Origin of the sequence: Nioella sp. MMSF_3534, from assembly GCF_030732985.1 — a bacterium.
In the GTDB taxonomy this organism is placed as follows: domain Bacteria; phylum Pseudomonadota; class Alphaproteobacteria; order Rhodobacterales; family Rhodobacteraceae; genus Nioella.
In genome coordinates this window covers 26,304-48,210 of sequence record NZ_JASHJX010000036.1, presented here as the reverse complement: position 1 = coordinate 48,210, position 21,907 = coordinate 26,304, and the positions used below count along the sequence as shown (strand labels likewise).

The 21,907-nt window shown below is 65.3% G+C and carries 27 protein-coding genes; 14 read left to right on the top strand and 13 right to left on the bottom strand.

Annotation, left to right across the window (positions count from 1 at the left end; all coding sequences use genetic code 11):
• Nucleotides 1-870, bottom strand: an 870-nt coding sequence (fliI, locus tag RBB16_RS14985; RefSeq protein WP_306046930.1) for a flagellum-specific ATP synthase FliI, incomplete at its 3' end; no start/stop codon positions are given.
• 98 nt (nucleotides 871-968) lie between these two features.
• On the opposite strand from fliI, the gene RBB16_RS14980 reads away from it, so the two are divergent.
• From RBB16_RS14980 to RBB16_RS14940, 9 genes are read left to right on the top strand one after another with little or no spacing between them, the layout of a single operon-like run.
• A complete protein-coding gene (locus tag RBB16_RS14980; protein WP_306046929.1) occupies nucleotides 969-1,316 on the top strand; it encodes a FlgB family protein in 348 nt (115 codons plus the stop codon).
• A 12-nt stretch (nucleotides 1,317-1,328) separates the two neighbouring features.
• Nucleotides 1,329-1,718, top strand: a complete 390-nt coding sequence (gene flgC / locus RBB16_RS14975) for a flagellar basal body rod protein FlgC (protein ID WP_306046928.1) — start codon at nucleotides 1,329-1,331, stop codon at nucleotides 1,716-1,718.
• Nucleotides 1,719-1,730: 12 nt separating this feature from the next.
• Nucleotides 1,731-2,033 carry a flagellar hook-basal body complex protein FliE gene (gene fliE, locus RBB16_RS14970; RefSeq protein ID WP_306046927.1) on the top strand — a complete coding sequence of 101 codons (303 nt, stop codon included), beginning with the start codon at nucleotides 1,731-1,733 and terminating at the stop codon, nucleotides 2,031-2,033.
• Entirely contained in the window at nucleotides 2,033-2,299 is a 267-nt protein-coding gene (locus tag RBB16_RS14965) for a flagellar biosynthetic protein FliQ (protein WP_306046926.1), read from the top strand. Before fliE ends, RBB16_RS14965 begins: the two co-directional genes overlap by 1 nt.
• Nucleotides 2,299-3,024 (top strand): flagellar hook-basal body complex protein, encoded by a 726-nt coding sequence (locus RBB16_RS14960; RefSeq protein WP_306046925.1) that lies wholly within the window; start codon nucleotides 2,299-2,301, stop codon nucleotides 3,022-3,024. The genes RBB16_RS14965 and RBB16_RS14960 overlap by 1 nt, the downstream gene beginning before the upstream one ends.
• A gap of 18 nt (nucleotides 3,025-3,042) precedes the next feature.
• The gene (flgG, locus tag RBB16_RS14955) at nucleotides 3,043-3,828 is read left to right on the top strand and encodes a flagellar basal-body rod protein FlgG (RefSeq protein WP_127559791.1); all 786 of its coding nucleotides are present in this window, start codon (nucleotides 3,043-3,045) and stop codon (nucleotides 3,826-3,828) included.
• Between the two features lies 1 nt (nucleotide 3,829).
• Nucleotides 3,830-4,249, top strand: coding sequence for a flagellar basal body P-ring formation chaperone FlgA (flgA, locus tag RBB16_RS14950; RefSeq protein WP_306046924.1), 420 nt, complete (start codon nucleotides 3,830-3,832; stop codon nucleotides 4,247-4,249).
• A 16-nt stretch (nucleotides 4,250-4,265) separates the two neighbouring features.
• Entirely contained in the window at nucleotides 4,266-5,000 is a 735-nt protein-coding gene (gene flgH / locus RBB16_RS14945; RefSeq protein WP_306046931.1) for a flagellar basal body L-ring protein FlgH, read from the top strand.
• 9 nt (nucleotides 5,001-5,009) lie between these two features.
• Nucleotides 5,010-5,546: a flagellar basal body-associated FliL family protein gene (locus RBB16_RS14940; protein WP_306046923.1), complete on the top strand. Its 537-nt coding sequence runs from the start codon at nucleotides 5,010-5,012 to the stop codon at nucleotides 5,544-5,546.
• Here the strand turns inward: RBB16_RS14940 and RBB16_RS14935 are convergent.
• The 9 genes from RBB16_RS14935 to fliL form a co-directional block, all read right to left on the bottom strand.
• Nucleotides 5,534-5,872, bottom strand: coding sequence for a hypothetical protein (locus tag RBB16_RS14935; RefSeq protein ID WP_306046922.1), 339 nt, complete (start codon nucleotides 5,870-5,872; stop codon nucleotides 5,534-5,536). The two genes, RBB16_RS14940 and RBB16_RS14935, sit on opposite strands and share 13 nt — an antisense overlap.
• Complete coding sequence (locus RBB16_RS14930) at nucleotides 5,869-6,954, bottom strand: flagellar type III secretion system protein FlhB (protein WP_306046921.1); 1,086 nt, start codon at nucleotides 6,952-6,954, stop codon at nucleotides 5,869-5,871. The genes RBB16_RS14935 and RBB16_RS14930 overlap by 4 nt, the downstream gene beginning before the upstream one ends.
• Nucleotides 6,951-7,730: a flagellar biosynthetic protein FliR gene (locus RBB16_RS14925; RefSeq protein ID WP_306046920.1), complete on the bottom strand. Its 780-nt coding sequence runs from the start codon at nucleotides 7,728-7,730 to the stop codon at nucleotides 6,951-6,953. The genes RBB16_RS14930 and RBB16_RS14925 overlap by 4 nt, the downstream gene beginning before the upstream one ends.
• Nucleotides 7,727-9,805 carry a flagellar biosynthesis protein FlhA gene (gene flhA / locus RBB16_RS14920; protein WP_306046919.1) on the bottom strand — a complete coding sequence of 693 codons (2,079 nt, stop codon included), beginning with the start codon at nucleotides 9,803-9,805 and terminating at the stop codon, nucleotides 7,727-7,729. Before flhA ends, RBB16_RS14925 begins: the two co-directional genes overlap by 4 nt.
• 87 nt (nucleotides 9,806-9,892) lie before the next feature.
• Nucleotides 9,893-11,923 (bottom strand): hypothetical protein, encoded by a 2,031-nt coding sequence (locus RBB16_RS14915; protein WP_306046918.1) that lies wholly within the window; start codon nucleotides 11,921-11,923, stop codon nucleotides 9,893-9,895.
• On the bottom strand, nucleotides 11,920-12,789 hold the full coding sequence (gene motA, locus RBB16_RS14910) for a flagellar motor stator protein MotA (RefSeq protein WP_306046917.1): 870 nt from the start codon (nucleotides 12,787-12,789) through the stop codon (nucleotides 11,920-11,922). The genes RBB16_RS14915 and motA overlap by 4 nt, the downstream gene beginning before the upstream one ends.
• Nucleotides 12,790-12,806: 17 nt before the next feature.
• Nucleotides 12,807-13,451 (bottom strand): hypothetical protein, encoded by a 645-nt coding sequence (locus RBB16_RS14905; protein WP_306046916.1) that lies wholly within the window; start codon nucleotides 13,449-13,451, stop codon nucleotides 12,807-12,809.
• A 3-nt stretch (nucleotides 13,452-13,454) separates the two neighbouring features.
• The gene (locus RBB16_RS14900) at nucleotides 13,455-13,931 is read right to left on the bottom strand and encodes a DUF6468 domain-containing protein (protein WP_306046915.1); all 477 of its coding nucleotides are present in this window, start codon (nucleotides 13,929-13,931) and stop codon (nucleotides 13,455-13,457) included.
• Entirely contained in the window at nucleotides 13,932-14,480 is a 549-nt protein-coding gene (fliL, locus tag RBB16_RS14895; protein ID WP_306046914.1) for a flagellar basal body-associated FliL family protein, read from the bottom strand.
• 124 nt (nucleotides 14,481-14,604) lie between these two features.
• Between fliL and fliF the strand changes: the two genes are divergently transcribed.
• The 5 genes from fliF to RBB16_RS14870 are packed head-to-tail and all read left to right on the top strand — an operon-like array spanning nucleotide 14,605 to nucleotide 18,327.
• Nucleotides 14,605-16,269 carry a flagellar basal-body MS-ring/collar protein FliF gene (gene fliF, locus RBB16_RS14890; RefSeq protein WP_306046913.1) on the top strand — a complete coding sequence of 555 codons (1,665 nt, stop codon included), beginning with the start codon at nucleotides 14,605-14,607 and terminating at the stop codon, nucleotides 16,267-16,269.
• Nucleotides 16,266-16,868, top strand: coding sequence for a hypothetical protein (locus RBB16_RS14885; protein WP_306046912.1), 603 nt, complete (start codon nucleotides 16,266-16,268; stop codon nucleotides 16,866-16,868). The genes fliF and RBB16_RS14885 overlap by 4 nt, the downstream gene beginning before the upstream one ends.
• Nucleotides 16,861-17,148 carry a FliM/FliN family flagellar motor C-terminal domain-containing protein gene (locus RBB16_RS14880; RefSeq protein ID WP_306046911.1) on the top strand — a complete coding sequence of 96 codons (288 nt, stop codon included), beginning with the start codon at nucleotides 16,861-16,863 and terminating at the stop codon, nucleotides 17,146-17,148. The genes RBB16_RS14885 and RBB16_RS14880 overlap by 8 nt, the downstream gene beginning before the upstream one ends.
• Nucleotides 17,141-17,869 carry a flagellar type III secretion system pore protein FliP gene (gene fliP, locus RBB16_RS14875; RefSeq protein WP_306046910.1) on the top strand — a complete coding sequence of 243 codons (729 nt, stop codon included), beginning with the start codon at nucleotides 17,141-17,143 and terminating at the stop codon, nucleotides 17,867-17,869. The genes RBB16_RS14880 and fliP overlap by 8 nt, the downstream gene beginning before the upstream one ends.
• Before the next feature lie 11 nt (nucleotides 17,870-17,880).
• Nucleotides 17,881-18,327, top strand: a complete 447-nt coding sequence (locus tag RBB16_RS14870) for a hypothetical protein (protein ID WP_306046909.1) — start codon at nucleotides 17,881-17,883, stop codon at nucleotides 18,325-18,327.
• A gap of 11 nt (nucleotides 18,328-18,338) precedes the next feature.
• On the opposite strand, the gene RBB16_RS14865 is transcribed toward RBB16_RS14870, so the two are convergent.
• The 3 genes from RBB16_RS14865 to flgK are packed head-to-tail and all read right to left on the bottom strand — an operon-like array spanning nucleotide 18,339 to nucleotide 21,903.
• The gene (locus RBB16_RS14865) at nucleotides 18,339-19,439 is read right to left on the bottom strand and encodes a flagellar basal body P-ring protein FlgI (RefSeq protein ID WP_306046908.1); all 1,101 of its coding nucleotides are present in this window, start codon (nucleotides 19,437-19,439) and stop codon (nucleotides 18,339-18,341) included.
• Nucleotides 19,436-20,446, bottom strand: a complete 1,011-nt coding sequence (locus tag RBB16_RS14860) for a flagellin (protein WP_306046907.1) — start codon at nucleotides 20,444-20,446, stop codon at nucleotides 19,436-19,438. Before RBB16_RS14860 ends, RBB16_RS14865 begins: the two co-directional genes overlap by 4 nt.
• 2 nt (nucleotides 20,447-20,448) lie before the next feature.
• Nucleotides 20,449-21,903: a flagellar hook-associated protein FlgK gene (flgK, locus tag RBB16_RS14855; RefSeq protein ID WP_306046906.1), complete on the bottom strand. Its 1,455-nt coding sequence runs from the start codon at nucleotides 21,901-21,903 to the stop codon at nucleotides 20,449-20,451.
• Between the last annotated feature and the right edge of the window lie 4 nt (nucleotides 21,904-21,907).

Here is a 21,907-nt window from a genome sequence, read left to right as displayed (position 1 = left end):
TTCGCAAAGCGACATGACCGCCTGCGCCATGGACGCGGGATAACCGTTCAGCGTGGCAGATTCACCAGAGGCGACGGCGACTTCCCGGTGTGCCTGCGCGAAGCGGGTCACGGAATCGGCCAGCAGCAGCACATGCGCGCCCTGATCGCGGAAGAACTCTGCCACGGCCATTGTCGTCCAGGCCGCGCGCTGGCGGACCAGTGCCGACCGATCCGAGGTGGCGGCAATGACCACGGATCGCGCCAACCCGTCCGGTCCCAGAGTGTCTTGCACGAAATCGCGGACCTCGCGCCCGCGCTCGCCGATCAGGCCAATGACGATCACATCCGCCGCGACCCCGCGCGCGAGGCGAGAGAGCAGCGTCGATTTTCCCACGCCGCTGCCCGCGAACAACCCTATCCGCTGGCCCTGCACGATCGGCAGCAGCGTGTCGAAGACCGACAGTCCCGTCGGCAGTCGCGCACCCAAGGACCGGCGGGACGTGGCGGCGGGGGGGTGCGCGCGCAAGGCGCGCGGTGCGGGGCCGGGAAAAAGCGGTCGACCATCCAGCGGTGCCCCGTCCGGGTCGATCACCCGCCCGATCCAATGCGCCCCCGGTGCAACCGTGACCGGCCCCAGATGACGAACAGGATCGCCAAGGCGAAGCCCATCGACACGGCCCTCTGGCAGAACCTGACAGCGGCTATCGACCATACGCACGATTTCGGCACGTAGCCCGCCCGGAAGGGCCACAGCGTCACCAAGCGCCGCGACACGGTTCAGCCCCTCGATCCAGAGCGAATCTGCCTGAAGCTCGCAGATCTGGCCGAGCGCGTGCACCGGGCGCATCTGGCCGATACGGGACAGCAGCGGGTCGAGGAATGTCTGCATGATCCGGGAACCTTCGGTTGGAAAACGGGAACGGCGCTTACGGTTTCTAAAGGAATCATCGTTAAGCCTTGGTGTATCCAATCGAGGGAGAAGCCCCGATGTTCGAGAATTTGGAAATCTTCGGCCTGGCCCAGGCCCGTGCCCGCCACGCCGCTGCCCGGCAGACGCAGGTGGCGATGAATGTCGCCAATGCCGACACGCCGGGCTACCGCGCCCGCGATGTCGTCGCGTTCGAGGAGGTCTTTCGCACCGCCAATGCCGGACAGGACCCCACCCGCCTGCCCATCCGCACCATGGATGCAGGCGGCCCCCAATCCCCCAATGGAAACACCGTTTCGCTGGAGGCTGAAATGGTTCGCTCCGTTCAGGCACAGCGCGACCACAGCCGCGCGCTGAATGTCTATCGCTCGGCGATGAACGTGCTGCGCACCAGCCTCGGCCGATAAGGAGCGATTGAGATGAGTTTTTCCACCGCGCTTTCAATTGCCGCAAGCGGCATGCGCAGCCAGGCCAGCCGCATCACCCATGTATCGGAAAACATCGCCAATGCGGACACGCCCGGATATCGGCGCAAGCTGGTCAGTTTCGAACCGGACCGCGCGCCAGACGCCACGCCGGGCACCGTCGCCACGGGCCGTGTGCGGCTCGACCAGACACCCCTGCCGCAGGTCTATGACCCCTCGCACCCGCTGGCCGATGAGACCGGGCATTATGCCGGGTCCAATGTGGATATGGTCGTCGAGATTGCCGACGCGCGACAGGCGCAGCGCAGCTACGAGGCCAATCTCAGGGTCTTCGATCAAGTCCGGCAGATGTCGTCATCGCTCAGCGATCTGTTGCGCCGGTAAGGAGGGCACGGGATGGATATCAGAACCTCACTCGCCGCGCAGGGATACGGGCAGGCCCGCAACGCCGCTCGCCCGACCGCGCAGGATGGCGAGGGGCAAACCGGCGCGGCGGATGTGTTTTCGCAGGCCGTGCGCAGCTTTACCCAGACCGTCCAGCAGGGCGAGGACACCGCCCGCGCAGCCCTGACCACCGGGGCCGATCCGCATGCATTGGTGACCGCACTCGCGCAGACCGAACTGGCCGTGGAAACCGCCGTGACCGTCCGTGACAAGGTGGTCGAAGCGTACCAAGAAATCCTGAGGATGCCGGTCTGATGGATGAGATGATCTTCTTCGACACGCTTCGCCAGGGGCTTTGGGTGGCGGTGGCGATCTCCACCCCGATCCTGACTGTGGCGCTCGTTGCGGGTCTGATCGTCGGCCTTTTCCAGGCGCTGACCTCGATCCAGGAAATGACGCTGACCTTCGTGCCGAAACTGGCGGCGATCCTCGCGGTCTTCTGGGTGTCGATGAGCTTCATGACCCAGACCCTGACAACCTATTTCACCGACCGGCTGATCCCGCTGATGGAGGGCATGTGATGGACAGTGCCATGGTGGCCGCCCTGACCCGGCAGTCGGGTCTGATGCGCGAGATGCAGGTGGTGGCGAACAACATCGCCAATATCTCCACCTCAGGGTTCCGGGCCGAGGGCGTTGTTTTCGCCGAACATGTGGCCCGGTTGGAGGGCGTGTCGGGGGGCGGGCTGTCGATGGCCAATGCCTCGGGCCGGAATATCCGGCTGATGCAGGGCGATATCGAGCCGACGGGCGGCCAGTTCGACTTCGCCATAGAAGGTGACGGGTTCTTCCTTTTGCAATCGGCGGAGGGCGAAAGCCTGACCCGTGCGGGCCATTTCACCCCGAATGACGCGGGCGAATTGGTCAATGCCGACGGGCACTTGCTGCTGGATGCCGGTGGCGCGCCCATCTTCATCCCGCCCGACGCGCGCAACGTGGTGCTGGCGCGCGACGGGACGCTTTCAGCCGATGGTCGCCCGATCACCCAGCTTGGCCTTTGGCAGCCTGACGATCCCAATGATCTGCAGCATTTAGACGGGGTTCGCTTCCGCACGGAAGGCCCGGTTCAGCCGATGCTCGAGGCCACGATCCTGCAAGGCTTCGTCGAAAGCTCCAATGTCGATCCCGTGTCCCAGATCGCCCGCATGATCGAGGTGCAGCGCGCCTACGAGATGGGCCAGGGCTTCCTTGAGAAGGAAGATGAACGGATCCGCAACTTCCTGCGCACTGCCGGTGCCCAGGTCTAACCAGAAGGAGGCCCGCCCATGCGCGCCCTTATGATCGCTGCCACGGGCATGAGTGCCCAACAGATGCGGGTCGAGGTCATTTCCAACAACCTCGCCAACATGAACACCACCGGCTACAACGCGCGCCGGGCCGATTTCGCGGACCTGCATTACCAGCAGCAGATGCGCGCCGGAACGATCTCGGCGGCGGACGGGTCGATTGTGCCCGCGGGGGTGCAGCTCGGCCTTGGGGTGCGGCCCGCCGCCGTGTCGGTGACGCTGTCGCAGGGCAGTCTCAGCCAGACCGGCGGCGATCTCGATATCGCCATCGAAGGCGAAGGGTTTCTGGAGGTTGAACTGCCCTCGGGCCAGTCCGCCTATACCCGCGACGGCAGCCTCAACCGCACCGGCGACGGGCAGATCGTGACGGCAGAGGGCTTTACCGTCGCGCCGGGCATCACCATCCCCGACGACGCGCGCAGCATCTCGATCAACGCGCAGGGCGAGGTCTATGCCTATTTCGCCGACCGGGTCGAGCCGGAGCTGTTGGGCCAGTTCAACCTGGTGGATTTCTCCAATGCGCGCGGGCTGGAGGCCATGGGCGCGAATCTGTTCCTGGAAACCGCGGCCTCAGGCGCCCCCATCGTGGGCCAACCGGGAGAGGACGGGTTGGGAACGCTCCGGCAGGGCTATCTGGAGGACAGCTCCGTCGATGCGGTGCGCGAGATCACGGATCTGATCGAGGCGCAGCGAGGATATGAGCTGAATGCCAAAGTCATCACCGCCGCCGACCAGATGCTCGGCGCAACGACCCAGATCCGTTGATATGCGCTGGCTTGCCCTGATCCTGCTGCTCGCCGCACCCGCCGGGGCCGACACGGTCGTGGCCGCTGGCACCATCAGGTCGATGTCGCTGATCGGCCCGTCCGATGTGGTGCTGGTCGAGGGCGACACGCCCGGCGCTTTGTCTGATCCAGTTGACGCAATTGGCATGGAGGCACGCGTAAATCTCTACCCCGGCCGTCCGATCCGTGCCATCGACCTGCAGCCGCCCGCCGTCGTTAACCGCAATGAAATCATCACCCTGCAATACAACCAGGGTGGCCTGCTGATCGTGACCGAAGGCCGTGCCATGGACCGGGCGGGGGTTGGCGAACGGCTGCGGGTGCTCAACCTTGCCTCGCGCACCACCGTCACGGCCACCGTGGTTTCTGCTGGTCTGGCCGAGGTCTCCTCGGGTTTTTGAAGGAATGCACATGACACTGCCCCGCCTGATCCTGCTGGTTTCCGTCCTTGTCCCGATGGCCCTGATGGGTTGCGGTCGCATGGCCGAAGTGGGCCGCCGGCCCGATTTTCAGCCCACGACCGATGGCAACCAGTACTACGCCATGAGCACCGAGCCCTTGCCCGCCGCGCTGGAGGATGACGGCCCGGTGCGCGCCGCCTCGCTCTGGTCCGGCGGGCGGCAGTCGCTGCTTGGCGACAGGCGGGCCGGTCAGCGCGGGGATATCCTGACCGTTGTGATCGAGATCGACGAAAGCGCCGAAATATCCAACGCCACCAACCGCTCCCGCAGCGGGTCGGAACAGATGGGGGTGCCGCAGCTGTTCGGCATTCCGCAGCGCATCGACGGGGATTTGCCCGACGGGGCCTCCATGGCCAACGCGGTCGAACTGAGCGGTGCGGGGCAATCCGCCGGTCAGGGCAGCGTGCGCCGAAACGAGGCGCTGGCCCTGCGTATCGCCGCGACCGTGGTCGAGGTGCTGCCCAATGGGGTGCTGCGCATCGAGGGCGCGCAGGAGGTGCGGGTGAATTTCGAACTGCGCGAGCTGCTGGTGACCGGCTATGTCCGCCCCGCCGATATCTCTCGCCAGAACGAAATCACCTATGACCGCATCGCCAATGCCCGGATCTCTTATGGCGGGCGCGGGCAGATCACCGATGTGCAACAGCCACGCTATGGCCAGCAGATCGCCGATATCGTCCTTCCCTTCTGAGGCCTTGCCATGATCCGCCTTCTGCTTCCCGTCTTCCTGTTGCTCGCTGGCCTCGGCGGTGGCGTTGTCGCTGGCAAGATGATGTCCGGCGGTGGCGAGGAGACCGCCGCCGACAGCCCTGCAGAGGATGACGGGCATGGCGATGACGAGGGGCACGGCGCGGAAGAGGATGACGGACATGGAACCTCCGACGGGCATGGGGAGGAGGCCGACCCCAACAGCCCCTATGAATATGTGCGGCTCAACAATCAGTTCGTGGTGCCGCTGATCCGTCATGGCAGCGTGCGGTCGCTGGTGGTTCTGACCCTGACGATCGAGGTCGAAAGCGGCGAGAACGAGCTGGTCTATGACCGCGAACCGCGCCTGCGGGACGCGCTGCTACGGGTCATGTTCTCCCATGCCAATGTGGGCGGCTTCGATGGCAGCTTCACGGCGGTGGAATCCATGGCCCCGCTGCGCGAAGGGCTGCGAGAGGCCGCGCGGCAGGTTCTGGGCGCGGTCGCCCATGACGTGCTGATCATGGATATCGTCCGTCAGGACGCCTGAAATTTCAGCTTTTCCAACACCTGCCGCCGCCCTTCCTCGTACCGGGCGCGATCCAGCTTGCCCTCCAGCTCGGCCCTGACCCGCGCCTCTTGCCCGCGCAGATCCCGCAACGCGCCATCGCAGTGACGCAGCCACGCGGCATGCGCGCGGGCGGTGGCCGGGTCGGGTGTTTCGGCGGCCATGGCGCGACGGTCGTTCTGGAGATGACGGATATCCAAAGCCAGCCCATCCGCCGCAGCCCGCGCATTCGCGGCCTCACCCTTGGCAAGCGTTGCCTTCAGCTCGGCAATCTGGGCGAGCCTGTCGAGCTTTTCACCCCGGCTCATCTTCGTGCCCGCGCCAGGCCGCGCATCCGGTCGGCAAAGCGGATCGCGGCGGCAACGGCGCGGTAGTGGTCGGGGGCGATGCCCTGGCCGATCTCCAGCGCGGCAAAAAGTGCCCGTGCCGTCGGCGGATCGCTATAGACCGGAACGCCGTGCTCGGCCGCGACCTCGCGGATACGCGCGGCCACCTCATCCGCGCCCTTGGCCACGCAGACCGGCACCTCGCCCGCATCCCGGTCCCATTTCAGGGCCACGGCGTAATGGGTCGGGTTCACCACGATCACGTCGGCGGCGGGCACATCCTTCAGCATCTTGTTCATGGCGATCTGCGTGCCCCGTTCGCGCCGCTGTTGTTTCACATGCGGGTCGCCCTCGCGGGTCTTGGTCTCATCCACCAGTTCCTGCCTGCTCATCCGGTGCTTCTTGTGATGGGCCGCGACCTGCCACATGTAGTCTGCCAGCGCGATCACCAGGGCCAGTCCGAAGGCCGCCATCAGGAAATCCATCATCAGCTGCCCAAGCTCGGACAGGATTTGCCCGCTGTCTGCGAATAGCGCCGCCAGAATCCGGTCGCGCCGCGACCACAGAACCCAGGCCAGCAGCCCGGAATAGATGGTCAGCTTGGCGGCGGCCTTGGCGAATTCGAACAGCCCGTTCGCGCCGAACTTGTTCTTGGCGTTCGACAGGATCGAGATCCGCGACAGTTTGGGTTGCAGGCGCGAGGGCGTGAAAAGAATGGCCCGCTGCGCGAACAGCGCCAGGATCAGAAGCACCCCGGGCAGGACGATCACCGCCGCAACCGGGGGCGCGACCGAAGACAGGATGCCCCCGGCGGCGGCCTGTCCCTCGGCGGTCAGCAGGGACTGGGCAATTTCCGGGGCCTGATCGAGCAACACCGCCAGAGATTGCCCCACCTGTGCCCCAAGCGACGGACCGAGCAGCGCGAGCGCCAGCAGGAACCCGCCATAGACCACAGCGGTGTTGAGATCGGATGACCGGACAATCTCGCCCTTTTTACGGGCCTCTTCCAGCCGCGCCGGTGTCGGGTCATATGGTTTGTCGTCGGGGCTGGTCGCGTCGCTCATGGCAGCGGCCCCATGGGGCTGGCCAGCGCGGCCTGCATGGCTTGCATCCAGACGGGCAGCAGGAACGGCGTGGTCAGCAGCAGCAACACCAGCCCTCCCAAAGTGATTGCGGGCGCACCGACAAAGGCCACCATCAGCTGCGGCATCGCCTTGTTGATGACCCCGAGCGCAAGGTTGTAGAGCACGGACGCAATCAGAAACGGCGCGGCCAGCGAAAAGGCCAGCGAAAAGGCGTGGCCCACTCGGTCCACCCCCCAGGCACCGACATCGCGGGCAAGGGGCATCCGGCCAGCGGGCAATACCTCATAGCTTTCCATCAACATCCGCGCGACCATCACATGCAGCCCCGACATGACCGCCAGCGTCAGCCCGGCGAGCAGCAGGAACCCCGCAATGGCGGGTTGCGGTTCCGGCGTGGCACCGCCCGCGATCTGCGACAGGGACGTGGCCTGCGCCGCCATCGACCCCGCGATCTGCAGGACCATGGCGATGAAGCGCACCGCGAGGCCAAGCAACAGCCCCGCAACAGTTTCTGTCATGACATAGCCTGCAAAATCCTGCGTGTTCGCCCCGGCGGGCACCAGATGAGCGGCCAGTGCCGGGGTCAGCAGCACCGTCATCGCCAGCGCCGCGCCGAGGCGGATGCGCATGGGGATGTAGTGTTCGCCAATGGCGGGCAGAACCAGAAAGGCCGCGCCGACCCTGAGGAAGACCAGCCCCCCCGACAGCAGCCAGGCTTGGGTCATGCCAAGGACCTGGGCCAGCAGCTCGGTCATGGGGCGGCGACACCGACAAGGGCGGGTTTGGCCTCCAGCCCGATCTCTTCGAAGGACAGGACCGGGTTGAGGATGCCTCGCGACAGCAGCACCGTGCGCAGGAAGCGGCGGCGAAGGGACGACGTGACGACCGCCGGGTAAGTGCCCTTTTCCCCCGCCGCCGCGATCTTGTCGCCGACGGCTTTGGCCAGTGAATTGAACAGGTCGGGGGTGAGGGCAATCTCGGGCAGGCCCCCTTCTGATTTCACCTCGTGGCGCGCGAAGATATCCTCCCATTGTCCGGCCAACTGCACCAGCGGCAGGGTTCCGTCATCGCGTTTGAGGTCCGAGATCAGCTGGAACCCGAGCCGCTGCCGGACATGTTCGCAGATCAGGTCGGGCTGAGGGGTGGCAGGGCGGATCTCGGCAATGGCCTCCAGGATCAGCGGCAGATTGCGGATCGACACCTGTTCGGCGAGCAACAGGCGCAGAACCGCGTGCAGCACATCCATCGGCACCTTGTCGGGGACGAGCTCATTCAGAAGGCGGCGATTGGCCTCGGACCGGGTCGGGTCCGACAGTTCGACGAAAGCATCGAGATGGCGTTGCAGGGCCTTGAAGCTGAGCAGCCGAGAGAGGTTTTTCTTCAGCGTTTCCAGCAGATGCGTGGCCAGCACCTCTCCGGGGGCAACGACGGTTGCACCCTGAAGGGTCGCAGCCTCCCGGTCGCGCGGGGAAATCCAGCGCGCGGGCGCGCCATAGACCGGTTCGGCCACGTCCTGACCGGCGGGCAGGCCGCTTTCGTCGCCCGCTTTCAGCAGTAAAAGCGCCTCCATTTCCAGCTTTGCGCGGGCGTGTTCGACCCCGTGAATGCGGATCGAGTAGGTGCCCGGTGGCAAGTCATCGCGATCGGTCAGACGGATTTCCGGCAGGATCAGGCCAAAGCCACGCGCGATGTGTTCGCGCATCGACAAGATGCGAGCGTCGAGCCCGGTGGCGGGGTCAAGCGCCATGGACACCAGGTCCGGGGCGAACTGGACGTGGATTTCATCGAGTTCCAACAGATCTCCGATCCGGTCGGTGGTCGGCGCATCGTCAGCTTCGGTCACGGCGGGCAGGGCCTCGGCCTCGACCCGCATCGCGCGCGCACGGAAGACAGCCGCTGTTGCCAGCGCGATGGCCCCCATGACGAAGGGCAGGAAGGGCAGGCCCGGCACGATGGCGAAAACCGCCATTAGACCGGCCACCGTCGCCAGGGCCGTGGGATGGCGGCCAAGCTGGGTCAGAAGGGCCACATCGGTGGCCCCGGTGGTCCCGCCCCGAGCCAGCAGCAGGGCCGAGGCGATGGCGATGATCACGGCGGGGATCTGCGACACCAACCCGTCCCCCACCGTCAGGATCGAATAGGTTTCAAAGGCCTGACTGAGCGGCATTCCATGAATCGCGACCCCGAAGACCAGCCCCATGCACAGGTTCAGAAGGGTGATGAGCAGCCCGGCAATCGCGTCGCCCTTGACGAATTTCGAGGCCCCGTCGAGCGAGCCGAAAAACGTCGTTTCGGCCTGTTCCCTTTCGCGTCGCGCCTTGGCTTCGGCATGGTCGATGGCGCCTGCCGACATGTCGCTGTCGATGGCCAGCTGGCGGCCCGGCATCCCGTCGAGGGCAAACCGCGCACCGACCTCTGCCATGCGGGCCGCGCCCTTGTTGATCACGATGAAATTGACGATGAGCAGCACCCCGAACACCACCAGCCCCATCACCACATTGCCGCCCATGACGAACATGGCGAAGCCTTCGATCACCTCACCCGCCGCGCCGGTGCCGGTATGGCCGTGGCCGATGATCAGCTTGGTGGACGAGACATTGAGCGACAGGCGTAGCATCAGGGATGCAAGCAGCACCGTCGGGAAGGCCGAGAAGTCGAGCGGGCGTTCGATGAACAGCGTTGTGGTGAAGATCAGGATGGCCAGCCCGAAAGACATGGCGAGGCCAATATCCAGCACCCAGGAGGGCACCGGCAGGATCATCATGACAATGACCGCCATCAAAGCGAAGGCAAACAGGATCGTTGGCTGAAACAGGTCTCGAATGCTCATCTCTGGGCCTTTCTGGCCGGATCGGGCCCGTATGGATCCCGGACTCCTTGACCCCAACAGCTTTAGGCAGCGAGGGTTACCAAAGCGTTAGTCCGTTGGCCCCCGAGGGTTGGTCTCCAACAGGGCGAGGGCCTCTTGACGAAGCGCGCGGCTTTCCCTCAACAGGGCCACCACGGCCTCTGGCGTGTCAGCGGGGGCTATGGGCGCGACCGCAACGGGATCGGCGGGATCGGCGGGCACCGCACCGGGGTGATCCTGCGCCAGCCGGTCGTAGGCGAGGCTCAGCAATTCGCGGTCGCGGGCATGGTCGCTGCCGCCCGCAAGGATCAGATCGCGTGCCATCTCGGGTAGCCCGTGATCCAGAAGATACCGCGCCACGCGGCGTCGGAATGCGGGGTTGGGAAAGTAACCGAACTGGCCGAATTCCTCGGAGGTGAGCAGCAGCAAAAGCGGTGCGGTGCGCTCCAGGTCCATCAGGGCCGTGAGGATGTCGGCAAAGACGGGCCGGATCGCCTCGGCATCGCGCTGACCGTTGAGGGCCAGGTGGGTCAGCGCGGCGTCGATATTGCCTGCCAGCGCGTGGCCAAGCGCCGCGGCATGGCGCAGCCCGTCCTCTGACAGGGTGGGCGCGGTTTCGCGGATCAGTGCATCGGCGGCCACAAGGTCTGTGGACCGGGCCGCGCCGCGCGCCTCGATATCTGCCAGCAGCCGCAGCGTCAGCGCCGGATCGGCGCGGGTGCTGCCGGCATTGGCGGGGATCAGCGTAGCCGCGGGCGGGGCGGGGCTGCCGGGCAGAGCGGCATCGAGAAAAGCCATGTCCTGTGCAGACACGCGCCCCCCCCGAACCAGCGCCTCGCGGATCTCCAGCGCCGCGCCTTCGTCATCGGCGGCCAGAAAGGCGCGGGCGAGGTCCGGGCCGACGATATCGCGCAGCGGTGTGGGCAGTTCGAAATAGCTGGCCAGAATATCCAGGCGGGTCTCGGCATCGGGGCGAGGCGTGTCCGCGTCGGTCAGGAACAACCACAAGGTCAGTGCCTCGGGGCAAAGCTCGTGTTCGGCAAAGCTGCCGAATTGCTCCGCCGCGCCATGTTCGAGATATTGTGCCAAAGCCCGCTGGAAGCCGGGCGCTGCGCCCCGTTCATTCAGCCAGAACAGCGCCTCGGCCCCGAAGCCGTGCACAAGGTAGAGCTCGGCCAGTTCAAGGGCCGCATCGTCCTGCAGGCTGCCCCGATCGTCGTACAGAAACGCCCGCACCCGTCCGAGCGCATTGAGGAAACTCAACTCACCCCGCCAGTCAGCGATTGGACGGGCCGGGGCGGCGAGGCAATCGACCGGCGCGCTGGCGATCAACCGGTCCGGCCAGAGACCGGTGTTGAGATCATAGGCGGTGGCCGCAAGGATCGGCGGCGTGGCCTGCGCTGCCGGTTCCGGGTGTGGGTCCGGGGTTTCCGTCCGTTCTTCGGGCCCGGCACCATGTGGGGCCGCAGATTCCGGCTCCGGGTCGGCGACCTGCGGCCTCGGTTGAGGGCGCGACACAGGGTCGGCGGCAGACAGGGGTTCTGCAGGGGCGGCGTCCAGCAGACCGGCGGCGGCGGCCCGGGCCAGTTGTTCGGCCATGATCGCCGCGGCTTCCTCCATGTCGAAGGTCGGGGCAAGCGGGTCAGGTTCCGCCACCGGCCCCGCGAGAGGGGTCAGGGTTGAGGGCGGGTCATGGGCGGTGTCCGGGACGGGCAGATCGACGGGAGGGACAGGCTCGGTTGGTGGCTGGTAGGGCGTATCAGTGATGTCGATAACCGCGTAGCGCCCCTGAAAGCGGGATATTTCAACAGTGCAATCGCAGCCAAGTTCCAGCATCAGCCCGTCATCGACCCGCAGACCGGCCACCCGGTCGCGCGTGATCAGCGTGTAGACGCCCGAGAGGTCGAAACCCGGAACGGCGGGGGAAAACGCGATATGCAGGTCGCGCCCGTCGCGGGTGATCTGCCAGTCCCGGTCCGGGCCGATGGCGGCGACCAGCCGGGTGAACCCGTCATGGTCGCCTGATTGCACGCGAATGCCCTGTGCTCCTGCGGCACCTGTCCAGATCAGACAGCAGAGGGTAAGCGCCAGCCGGATCATGCTGCCGCCTGCCTCAGACCCTTCAGCGCTTCCTCCAGATCGTTGAAGGAGGGGCGGATATGCGAAGGCGTGTTCTGGCGGCCGACTTCGATACAGATATTGGTGGCATGGTTGTGCAGGTTCGCAACCAGCACCTCGCGGATCAGGCCATAGAAATGCATGTCCTCCTCGACCACCGCCTTCACCTTTGCAGCAAAGGGTCCAACCAGACCATAGGCCAGGAACACGCCCAGAAACGTGCCGACCAGGGCGCCGCCGATCAGCTTGCCGAGGATTTCCGGCGGCTGGTCGATGGACCCCATGGTCTTGATCACACCCAGAACCGCCGCGACGATCCCGAGGGCGGGCAGGCCGTCGGCGATGGTCTGCAGCGCGTGGCTGGAATGCAGCGCGTGATGCAGGTTGGCCTCCATCCGCTTTTCCAGCACGTCCTCCACCTGATGGGGGTCGTCATAGTTGAGCGACGCGGATCGCAATGTGTCGCAGATCAGGTCGACCGCTTCCCGGTCCTTCAGAATCTTGGGGTAATTGCCGAAAATCGAGGACTCGGCGGGATTCTCGGTATGCTCCTCCAGCGCAACGGCGTTTTCACGACCAAGGCGGATCAGTTCGTAAAGCAGGCAGAGAAGATCCTGGTAATCCGAGTGTTTCCATTTCGGTCCCTTGAAGACCTTGCCAAGATCCTTGAGCGTGTGTTTCACACCTGCGAAATCGTTCGAGATAATGAACGCACCCACGGCCGCGCCGCCGATCATGGTCATCTCGTAGGGTAGCGAATACAGGATGATGTCGAGATGCCCGCCAGAGGCGAGATATCCGCCGAAGACCATGGCGAAGATGACGACAATACCGAGAATTCCAACCATTCCAGACCTCTATGACTTCAAGGGGTGCCCGGCGCTGCAGAGGCAGAGACCGGGGCCGAGGCGTTGCGCGTGGCTATGAGGACCGAGATCGTATAGGCGACGGCAGGGTCAAGTTCGGCCATAACACCGGCAGCGGCATCGGCCTGCATCCGGCCCAGGAACCCGGCGGCAAAACCCGGATCCATCTGCGAAAACAGGGCGGCGGCATCGGCGGCATCCATTGTCTCATAGACCTGGGTCAGTCGGGCCAGATCGGACTCCGCCGCCGTGTCGGACAGGGCCAGAAGGGATTCCAGCCGCTCCTCGGTCGCTTCCAGCGCGGCCAGCTGTGCGGCGACCGAAGCTTCGATCTCGCTTAGTGCGCGGGCCCGTTCGGCAAGGCTTTCCTCGCGGGCATCGAGCCGTTCCGCCCGCCCCTCGACCCGCGACAGCGCCTGTTCCAGCGCCGTATTGGCTGCGCACTGCCCCTCGGGCTCGGTCATCATGCCTGCATGCAGGTCCGGGTCCGCATGGTCCGGGGCAGGATCATCCGCCGATACGGAGGCGCTGGCAAAGCCGATGGCCCCGAGCCTGAAGAGACCCGACAGGATGAACAGTGCGATCACGCCAAACAGGCTGAAACGGTGCCAGATGCGGCGGGGTTTTCTCTTGCTGCGTGCCATGGATCAGCCCGCCCCGGCCAGCCGTGAGCGATTTTTCAGGAAGAAGGGAACCGACGGGTTTTCATCCTCGCCTTGCGCATGCCGCCGCCGTGTTCCGAAAACCGGCGTGTCGTCATCGGGTCCGCTGTCGCGCCCGGTCATCGCCGGTGTCGTGTCAGCCGTTCCGGGCGGCGCGTGATCGAGGTCATGGCAAGCTGACAGCATCAGCTCCAACTCCTCCGCCAGTTGCCGCGCTTCGCGGTTCAGCGCGTCAAGCCGCCCGGCAGAGCTTTCGGTGCCCGTCTTCATCTCGGCCAGGGCCTTGTTCATGTCGTCGACCTGGGCCGACAGAACGGCAATCGCGCCACCCAGACCGTTGTCGATGCTGGACAGTCGCGTCAGCCTGCGTGACAGGACAAGGCAGAAAACAGCCGCGCCGAGCGAGGCGAGGATCAGCAGCGCATCGGCCGCGTAGGCCATGATCTGGGGCAAAGTCTCCATTCAGTTCACCACGAATTGGGTTACGAGAAGATCGCGGACCAGCACATCGCCAGTCACGATCTGAATTCGGCGCAGAAGCTGCGCGCGGATCCGTACCAAGGTGCGCGGATCGCTCAGTTCCTGCATGTCGAGCACGCGCAGATAGCTGTTCATCACGTCCATGACGCGGGGCATCAGATGGGTCACTTCCTCGGTGTCGTCGGGGGCGACTTCCAGCTCGGCTTCGAACAGCAGGTGGCGCTGATTGGTGTCGGACCCGATATTGACCACCAGCTGATCCAGTGGAACGAAGGCCACATGATCCAGCTCTGGCCGCGGACGTTCCGACGGGCTGTCGTCGTCGTCCTCATCCTCATCGCCATGGCTGTCATCTTCCGCCGCTGCATGGTCCGAATCGCTGGTGCCGTCAGAGGCGAGCGGCCCGCTGGTCACCGCCCAGTAACCGCCTGCGCCACCGGCACCGGCCAGCACGAGCCCCACCAGAAGCGGCAGCAAAAGGCCCTTCTTCTTCTTGGGCGCGTCTTCGGTTTCCGGGTCGTCGCTGGCCACGTTCTGTACCTCATGCCGTCTTGGGACAGGAGGAACATAAACCGAACAGCACTAACCAAATCTTAAGCGAGCTGCGCTTTGATCGACCCTGTCAGGTCAGAACGACCAGAAGGAGAAAACACAGGTGCAGCAGCTCTTTGATCTATGGGGTGCGATGGACGCCCGGCGGCGCGGGGTGCTGATCGGCGGGCTTGCAGGGCTGGTCACGATCCTGGTTTTGCTGGCGCGAATGGCGGGAACGCCAAGTTATGCGTTGCTCTATTCCGGGCTCGATCCATCTGCCGCGGGTGAGGTGATAACCGCGTTGGAGGCCCGCGGAATCGCCTATCAGGTGCGCGGCGATTCGATCCATGTGGACGAAACCGAACGCGACGCCCTGCGCATGAGCCTTGCAGGCGAGGGCCTGCCGACGCTTGGGGCCGCGGGATATGAACTGCTTGATTCGCTGTCCGGTTTCGGCACCACGTCACAGATGTTCGACGCCGCCTATTGGCGCGCCAAGGAAGGTGAACTGGCCCGTACCATCGCCGCAAGCCCGCGCATCCGATCCGCCCGCGTGCATCTGGCCGCCCCGACCAGCGATCCCTTCGCCCCGGCGCGCGACCCGTCCGCTTCGGTCAGCATCCAGCCGGTTTCAGGGGGCATCTCGTCGGGCCACGCGCAGGCGCTGCGCTATCTGGTGGCCTCGGCCGTGCCGGGGCTGCTGCCGGAAAACGTGACAATCATCGATTCGGATACCGGCCGGGTTCTGGCCAATGACGATGCGCAATCCCAAGCGGGGGACAGCAATGCCCTGTCAGAAACCCTGCGCCGCAACGTGGAACGCCTGCTGAATGCCCGTGTCGGCCCCGGAAACGCCGTGGTCGAGGTCAGCGTGGAACTGGAAACCGCCCGCCAGACGGTGTTCGAGCGGATCATCGACCCCGATAGCCGCGTGGTGATCGGCACAGATTCAGAGGAAAGCGCCAACACCTCGCGCGATGCCGGGGACGCCGCCGTGACCGTCGCCTCGAACCTGCCTGAAGGCGATGCTGCGGCGGGTGGCGGCGGGTCTTCGGCGCAGACCAGCGAAACCCGCGAGAGAGTGACATACGACATTTCCGAAACGCAGCGGGAAACCGAAAGCGGGCCGGGAACGGTGCGGCGGATCACGGTGGCGGTACTGGTGAATGCGGTGCCGGTCGTGGGGCCCGACGGTGTGGTTCAGCAGCAGCCGCGCGACGCGGCAGAACTGCAATCTCTGCGCGACCTTGTGCAATCCGCCGTGGGCTTTGACGAAGCTCGCGGCGACGTCGTGACCCTGCAATCCATGGTATTTGAGCCGCAAGGCGAGGCCCTCGGAACAGAAGACGGCGGCACCTCTCTCCTGTCGCGGCTTGATCCGATGCGGATCCTGCAACTGGTTGCGCTTGTCGGTGTGGCGCTGGCCGTGGCCTTCGGCGTCCTGCGCCCGGCGATGCGGACAGCACCGGCAATGGAAGGGCCGCCACCATTGGCCGAACTGCCGGCGGTCAGCCCTCAAGCTGCTGGCCCCCGGTCCGTCCCTGGCATTCTGCCGCCATCTGATCCCGCCACTCGCCCCATGGACGAGAACCTGGATGCAGATGCAGCGGCCCTGTCCAATGGAACAGAGGGCGACGCGCCCGACACGCTCCCCTCACCTGAGGTGCTCGCGATGGAAGAGGCCCCCGACCCGGTCGCGCGCCTGCGCCGCCTGATCGAGGAGCGGGAGGAAGAGACGGTTCAGATCCTGCGGTCCTGGATGGAAGAAGATGAGGAACTGACATGACATATCACGCCCTGTCGCTGGAGGATTTCACGGCCTCCCCCCGCATGAGCGATGCCGCATTGTCGGATGCTGACGCGGAATCCATCCGGTTGGACGCCTACGAGGCCGGGTACAAATCCGGCTGGGACGATGCCAATTCCGAAACAGCGGCCTCCGACCACAGGATCGCCGCCGATCTGGAACGCAACCTGACCGATCTGCGGTTCACCTACGAAGAAGCGCGCGCGGAGGTTTTGCAGGGAATGTCCGGGCTGATGACCTCGATCCTGTCAAGCTTTCTGCCGAAGCTGGCCGCCGATGCCGTGCTGCCGCGCGTGTCCGATCAGATCGACGCGATGATCGCCGCGACCGGATCGGGCAACTGCCGGCTGCAAGCGGCGCCCGCAACCTGCAAGCAGCTCGACTGGCTGGCGGAAAAATACATGGAAACAGAGATGCAGATCGTCCCTGAACCCGCGTATCCCGATGGCCGGGTGACGCTGCATTTTGCCAGCGAAGTCAGCGAAATAGACCTTACGGACCTGCTGTCCAGCATGTCGGAGGCAATTCGAGATTTCACCATGTCCCCACCCCCCGAACAGGAGCGTCGCCATGGCTGATACCAACCCCCAGGATCAGGGTCTTCAGGGGTCCGGCATATCCGGCAAGCTGCGCAGCGTACCCGTCGAAGTCCGGGTTACGGTCGGTCGAGCCCGGCCGTCGGTTTCCGAACTCCTTGCGCTCGGACAAGAGGATGTGCTGCCGCTGGATCGCCGCATCGAAGACCCGGTGGAGCTGTTTATCGGCGACCGGCTGGTCGCCTGCGGCGAACTGGTCGAGGCGGAGGATGGCGGGCTTGGCGTGCGCATCACCGAAATGGTCGATGGCGGCAATGGCTGAGCTCTTGCGCCGACGGCTGTTGCTGGCCGGAATCCTGGCGGTGGTGCTGGCCGTCCCTGCGGCGGCCCAGGACATTACCATCGACATGGGCGATGCCGACACGCTGACCGCGCGCACGTTGCAGATCATTGCACTGGTCACGGTGCTCAGCCTCGCGCCGGGCCTTGCGGTAATGATCACCTGCTTTCCCTTCGTGGTAACCGTCCTGTCGATCCTGCGGCAGGCCATCGGGTTGCAGCAATCGCCCCCCAATATGCTGATCGTGAGCCTTGCGCTGTTCCTGACCTATTTCGTGATGGCCCCCACGTTCGAGGCCGCCTATCAGGCCGGGATCGGGCCCGTGATGGACGGCCAGTTGGAGCTGATGGAGGGCTTGGCCCGCGCCTATGAGCCGTTTCGCAGCTTCATGATGCTGCGCGTGGATCCCGAGACGCTGCAAAGCCTGTCCTCCCTGCGTGAAATCCCCGAGGGCGATGATCCGGGCGCCTCAGTCCTGATTCCGTCCTTCATGCTGAGCGAGGTGGAACGCGCCTTTCAGATCGGGTTTCTCGTGTTCCTGCCCTTCCTGATCATAGACCTCGTCGTCGCCGCGATCCTGATGTCGATGGGGATGATGATGGTCCCGCCCGCAATCGTATCGCTGCCCTTCAAGCTGGCCTTCTTCGTGGTGGCAGATGGGTGGGCGCTGGTGACGGGCGCTTTGGTGCGCAGCTATTTCTGAAGGAAAATCCCATGACCAACCCGGCCCAATCCGAGTCCCCCGCTATCCGCGACGAAAGCTATGCCCGCAAGGCCCGCATCCTGCTGGATCTCTTTGGCCCCTCCGGGGTGGAGCGGTTGCGCAAGGCTGGTCTGACGACAGAGGTGGACGGGCTGGATACGAAGGCAAACGCCACAGGAGAGGCCGATCGCCTCGCGTTGCTGGAACGGTTTCGCAAACAGGGTCTGTTCGAGGAAGACCCGTCCCGGAAAGTGACGCCGCCGCCGGGCCCGGCTATGCGAATGCCCCCTCTGACTGCGCGTATTGCCGATCATCTGGATGAGGCAGCGCTGGAAAAAGAGCATCCGGCGATCATCGCGATGGTGCTTCGGGATCAACCCAAGGGCCTTCAGTTGCAGGCGCTGCACGCCTTGCCGGGGCCGGTTGCGCGCGCGACAATCCGCTATCTGCGCGGCTGACCTGGCTGCCGTTATCTGACAACCAGTTCCGCATGCAGCGCCCCGGCAGCGTTGATCGCGTTCAGGATGTCGATCATGTCGCCGGGGGACACCCCGAGAGCATTCAGCCCGGCGATGACTTCCGACAGGGATGCGCCGCCCGAAACCTCTGCCAGACCGGTGCCCGGCTCTTCCTCGATATCCGCCTGAGTGCGGGGCACGACGACGGTTTCCCCCTCTGCAAAGGGGTTGGGTTGCACGGCAATCGGGGTTTCCTGAATGCGCAGGGTCAGGTTGCCCTGCGCCACGGCGACATGAGAGATGCGCACATCTTCGCCCATCACGATGGTGCCGGAACGTTGATCGACAACCACGCGGGCGCGGCTTTCGGGTTCCACCAGCAGGTTTTCGATACGGAACATGGCGTGCGCGGCGGATGGTTCGCGCGTGGCGGCAAGATCCAGCGCGACGGTGCCGGAATCGAGCATGACGGCGACAGGGCGGCCATAGGCGGTGTTGATCACGCCCTCGATCCGGGCGGCGGTGGTGAAGTCGGGGGACCGCAGGGCCAGGCGGATCGTCTCTAGGCTCGACAGCTCGAAATCCACCTCGCGTTCGATGCGCGCGCCGGAGGGCACGGTTCCGGCGGTCGGCACACCTTCTGTCACGCTGGCCGCATCGCCTTCCGCGACCGCCCCGCCCGCGATGACGGTGCCTTGCGCCACCGCGTAGATTTCCCCGTCGGCTGCGGTCAGGGGGGTCATCACCAGCGTGCCGCCCATGAGGCTATCGGCATCGCCAATGGCGGACACGTTGATGTCGATCTGCGACCCGGCCCGCGAAAACGGTGGAAGCGTGGCTGTGACGATCACCGCCGCCACGTTCTGGGGGCGGAACTGCTCGCCCGAGATATTGACGCCAAGCCGTTCGAGGATGTTTGTCATGATCTCTTCGGTGAAGGGGGAATTGCGGATGCCGTCGCCGGTGCCGTTCAGCCCCACGACCAGCCCATAGCCAATCAGGTCGTTGCCGCGCACCCCGTCGAATTCCACCAGGTCCTTGATGCGGATCGGGGTGGCCTGCGCCACTAGCGGCGCGAGAACCAGGATGAGAGAAAACAGGAAGCGGATCATCTGAGGTACTCCGTCAGGTTGAGGCGGGACAGGCGGGTGGTCAGCAGGTAGAGCGCTTCGAGCCGGGTCTCCACCTCCTGCAATTCAGTGGCGGTGGTGTAGGGGTCGGCACCGGTCAGGCGGCTGCGTTCCAGTTCCAGCAACCCGCGAGTGGTGTCACCCCGCAACTGGGCGGCCTCGATCTGGCCCTCCACATGGCCCACGCGGGCACGCAGATCGGTGACGCCGTCATTGCCGGACGCCATGTCGAGCGCGGCACGTTCCAGAAGCTGGCGCCTTTCATCATCGCTGAAACTACCTGTTTCATTGGACACCAGAGTGGCCAACGCCATCCCCATCAGCCCGCGCCGAACACCGGGATCGAGTGCGGAAATCGGGTTCTGGATCGTCTCGCCTTCAGCCACGGTGAAGCCCGGCGCGGGATCGGGGCTGCCCTGATAAGCCAGTGTTTCGAACCCGCCGCCCGGATCCATGAACCAGCTGTCCAGCGTCGTGATCAGGTCCGCCGCATCCGTGGCACCGGTGGCCAGAGGTTCCAGCGCGGTCAGCAGGTCCTCCACCGGGATCAGCGCATCCTCATCGGTATTGGCGCCAGAAAACAGTGCCCGGCCCGCGACCGTCTGGTTGAGCGAACCGACCATGGCGCTCAGCCGGTCGGGGGCGCTGGCGGCCATCAGCTCCATCTGTTGCAGGGTATCGGTGCCGGTTGCCGACAACAGCGCCGGGGCCAGCTCTGACAGGTTGCCCTGCAAAGCCTCCAATGCCGATTGCACGGCGGAGGTCATCAACGCGGCCTCGGCCGCGGCATTGCGGTAGGCGGCAACCATGCGCAATCCGCGTTCTATCCCCGAAAGTGCCGAAAAATCCCCACCAAGTGCCCTGCCCGTATCGGCGTGCTGCCCGCTGGCCAGTTCCTGCGTCAGCCGCACAAGGTCCGTCCTGACCTGCTCGTGATGGTGGCGGAGGTGATAACTTCGGGCCATATCGCCCGTGGAAATGATGCTCATCGCTACAGCCCCAGCAATCGGTCAAGCATGTCGTCGAGTGTCGAGATCACCCGCGCATTGGCGGCATAGGCATTCTCGATTTCCAGAAGGCGTTGCATCTGCCGGTCAGTATCGACCCCGCGCGACAGTTCGGCCTCGCGCAGCGCGGTGAACTTGCCGGATGTTTCTGCCGCGCGGGCTTCGGCAAACTGACGGTCCATGGAGGTGAGCGACAGGACGTCCGAGGCAAGCTCGGCCATGCTCCGACTGGTGGCGGAGAAGGCGGAAGAGGCCGTCGGGCGTTCGGTCTGCAGCGCGTCGAGGATGCCTTGCAGCAGCGTGGGATCACCGGGTGCGCCTTCGCTCGTCGCGCCAACCCCGTCGCGCAGCCGCCACAGCGCGCCGCCCCGGTCGGGATCGACAGCGGCGTTTACCATGATGCGCGCGGCGAGACCGTCTTCATAGGTCGCAGCGGCCAGCAGTCCGTCGTCGCTGAACAGACCCGGGTCGGTTGCGGCGCGGGTCGGGTCAAGGCCGGGGTCGTCCAGCCGCGCGGTCAGGTCGAGCGCCAGCCCGTCGAGCTGCGCCTGTGCCTGCGGGGCGATCTCGTCGCGGACGGCGAACAGGGCCGCCAACCGCCCGCCGGACAAGGACGCGTAGCTGCCCGAGGTGCTGATCGGACGGCCATTCACGGTAAGGCCCGACAGGTCGTTGTTCTGCAGGGACATCAGCGGCGTAATGGCCGGCGTGGAGGAAAAGCCGAACTCCGCCGGGCGGCCGTCCACCAATGACAGCCCGTCGATGGTATAGAGACTGACCATCCCGGCGTCGTTGCGGACCTCGCGGATGGGAACCAGATCGGCGATGCCGTCGATAAGCACCTGTTGCCGGTCGATCAGGCCGAGCGCGTTCTCTCCCCGGCTGATGGATGTTCGAATGGTGCCGTTCAGGTCGTGGATCGCGGCGAGCGTGCGATTGAGATGGGTGATCTCCGTGGCGATCTGCGCATCGGCCTGCTGACGGATATCCTGGATGCCGTCCGAGATACCGTTCAGTGTGCCCGCCAGTTGCTGCGCGGCGTTCAGAACGGACTCCAGCCGCGCTTGGCTATCTGGGCGGCTGGCGGCGGAAACAAGGCTGGTCTCGAACGCATCGAACCGTGCGGGCAGGCTGGCGTCGCTGTCGGGCGTGCCGATCAGGGTTTCGATTCGCAGCAAGAAGCTGGCGCGGGTCTCGGCCTCGCCCTGCGCGGCCCCGGCGGAACGACGTTCGCCAAGAATGACCGGGTCCGAACTGCGGGTGACGCCCAAAACCTGCACCCCGCGCCCCGCACCATGGGCGATGGAGGAGAGGGTCAGGCTGCGCTCGCCGAACCCGTCGGTCCGGGCATTGGCGATGTTGTCCGACACCACCGACACGGCCCGGCTGGACGCGGTCAGCCCGGTCAGGGCCGCAGAGAGGGCGCTGGAAATGGTCATGACC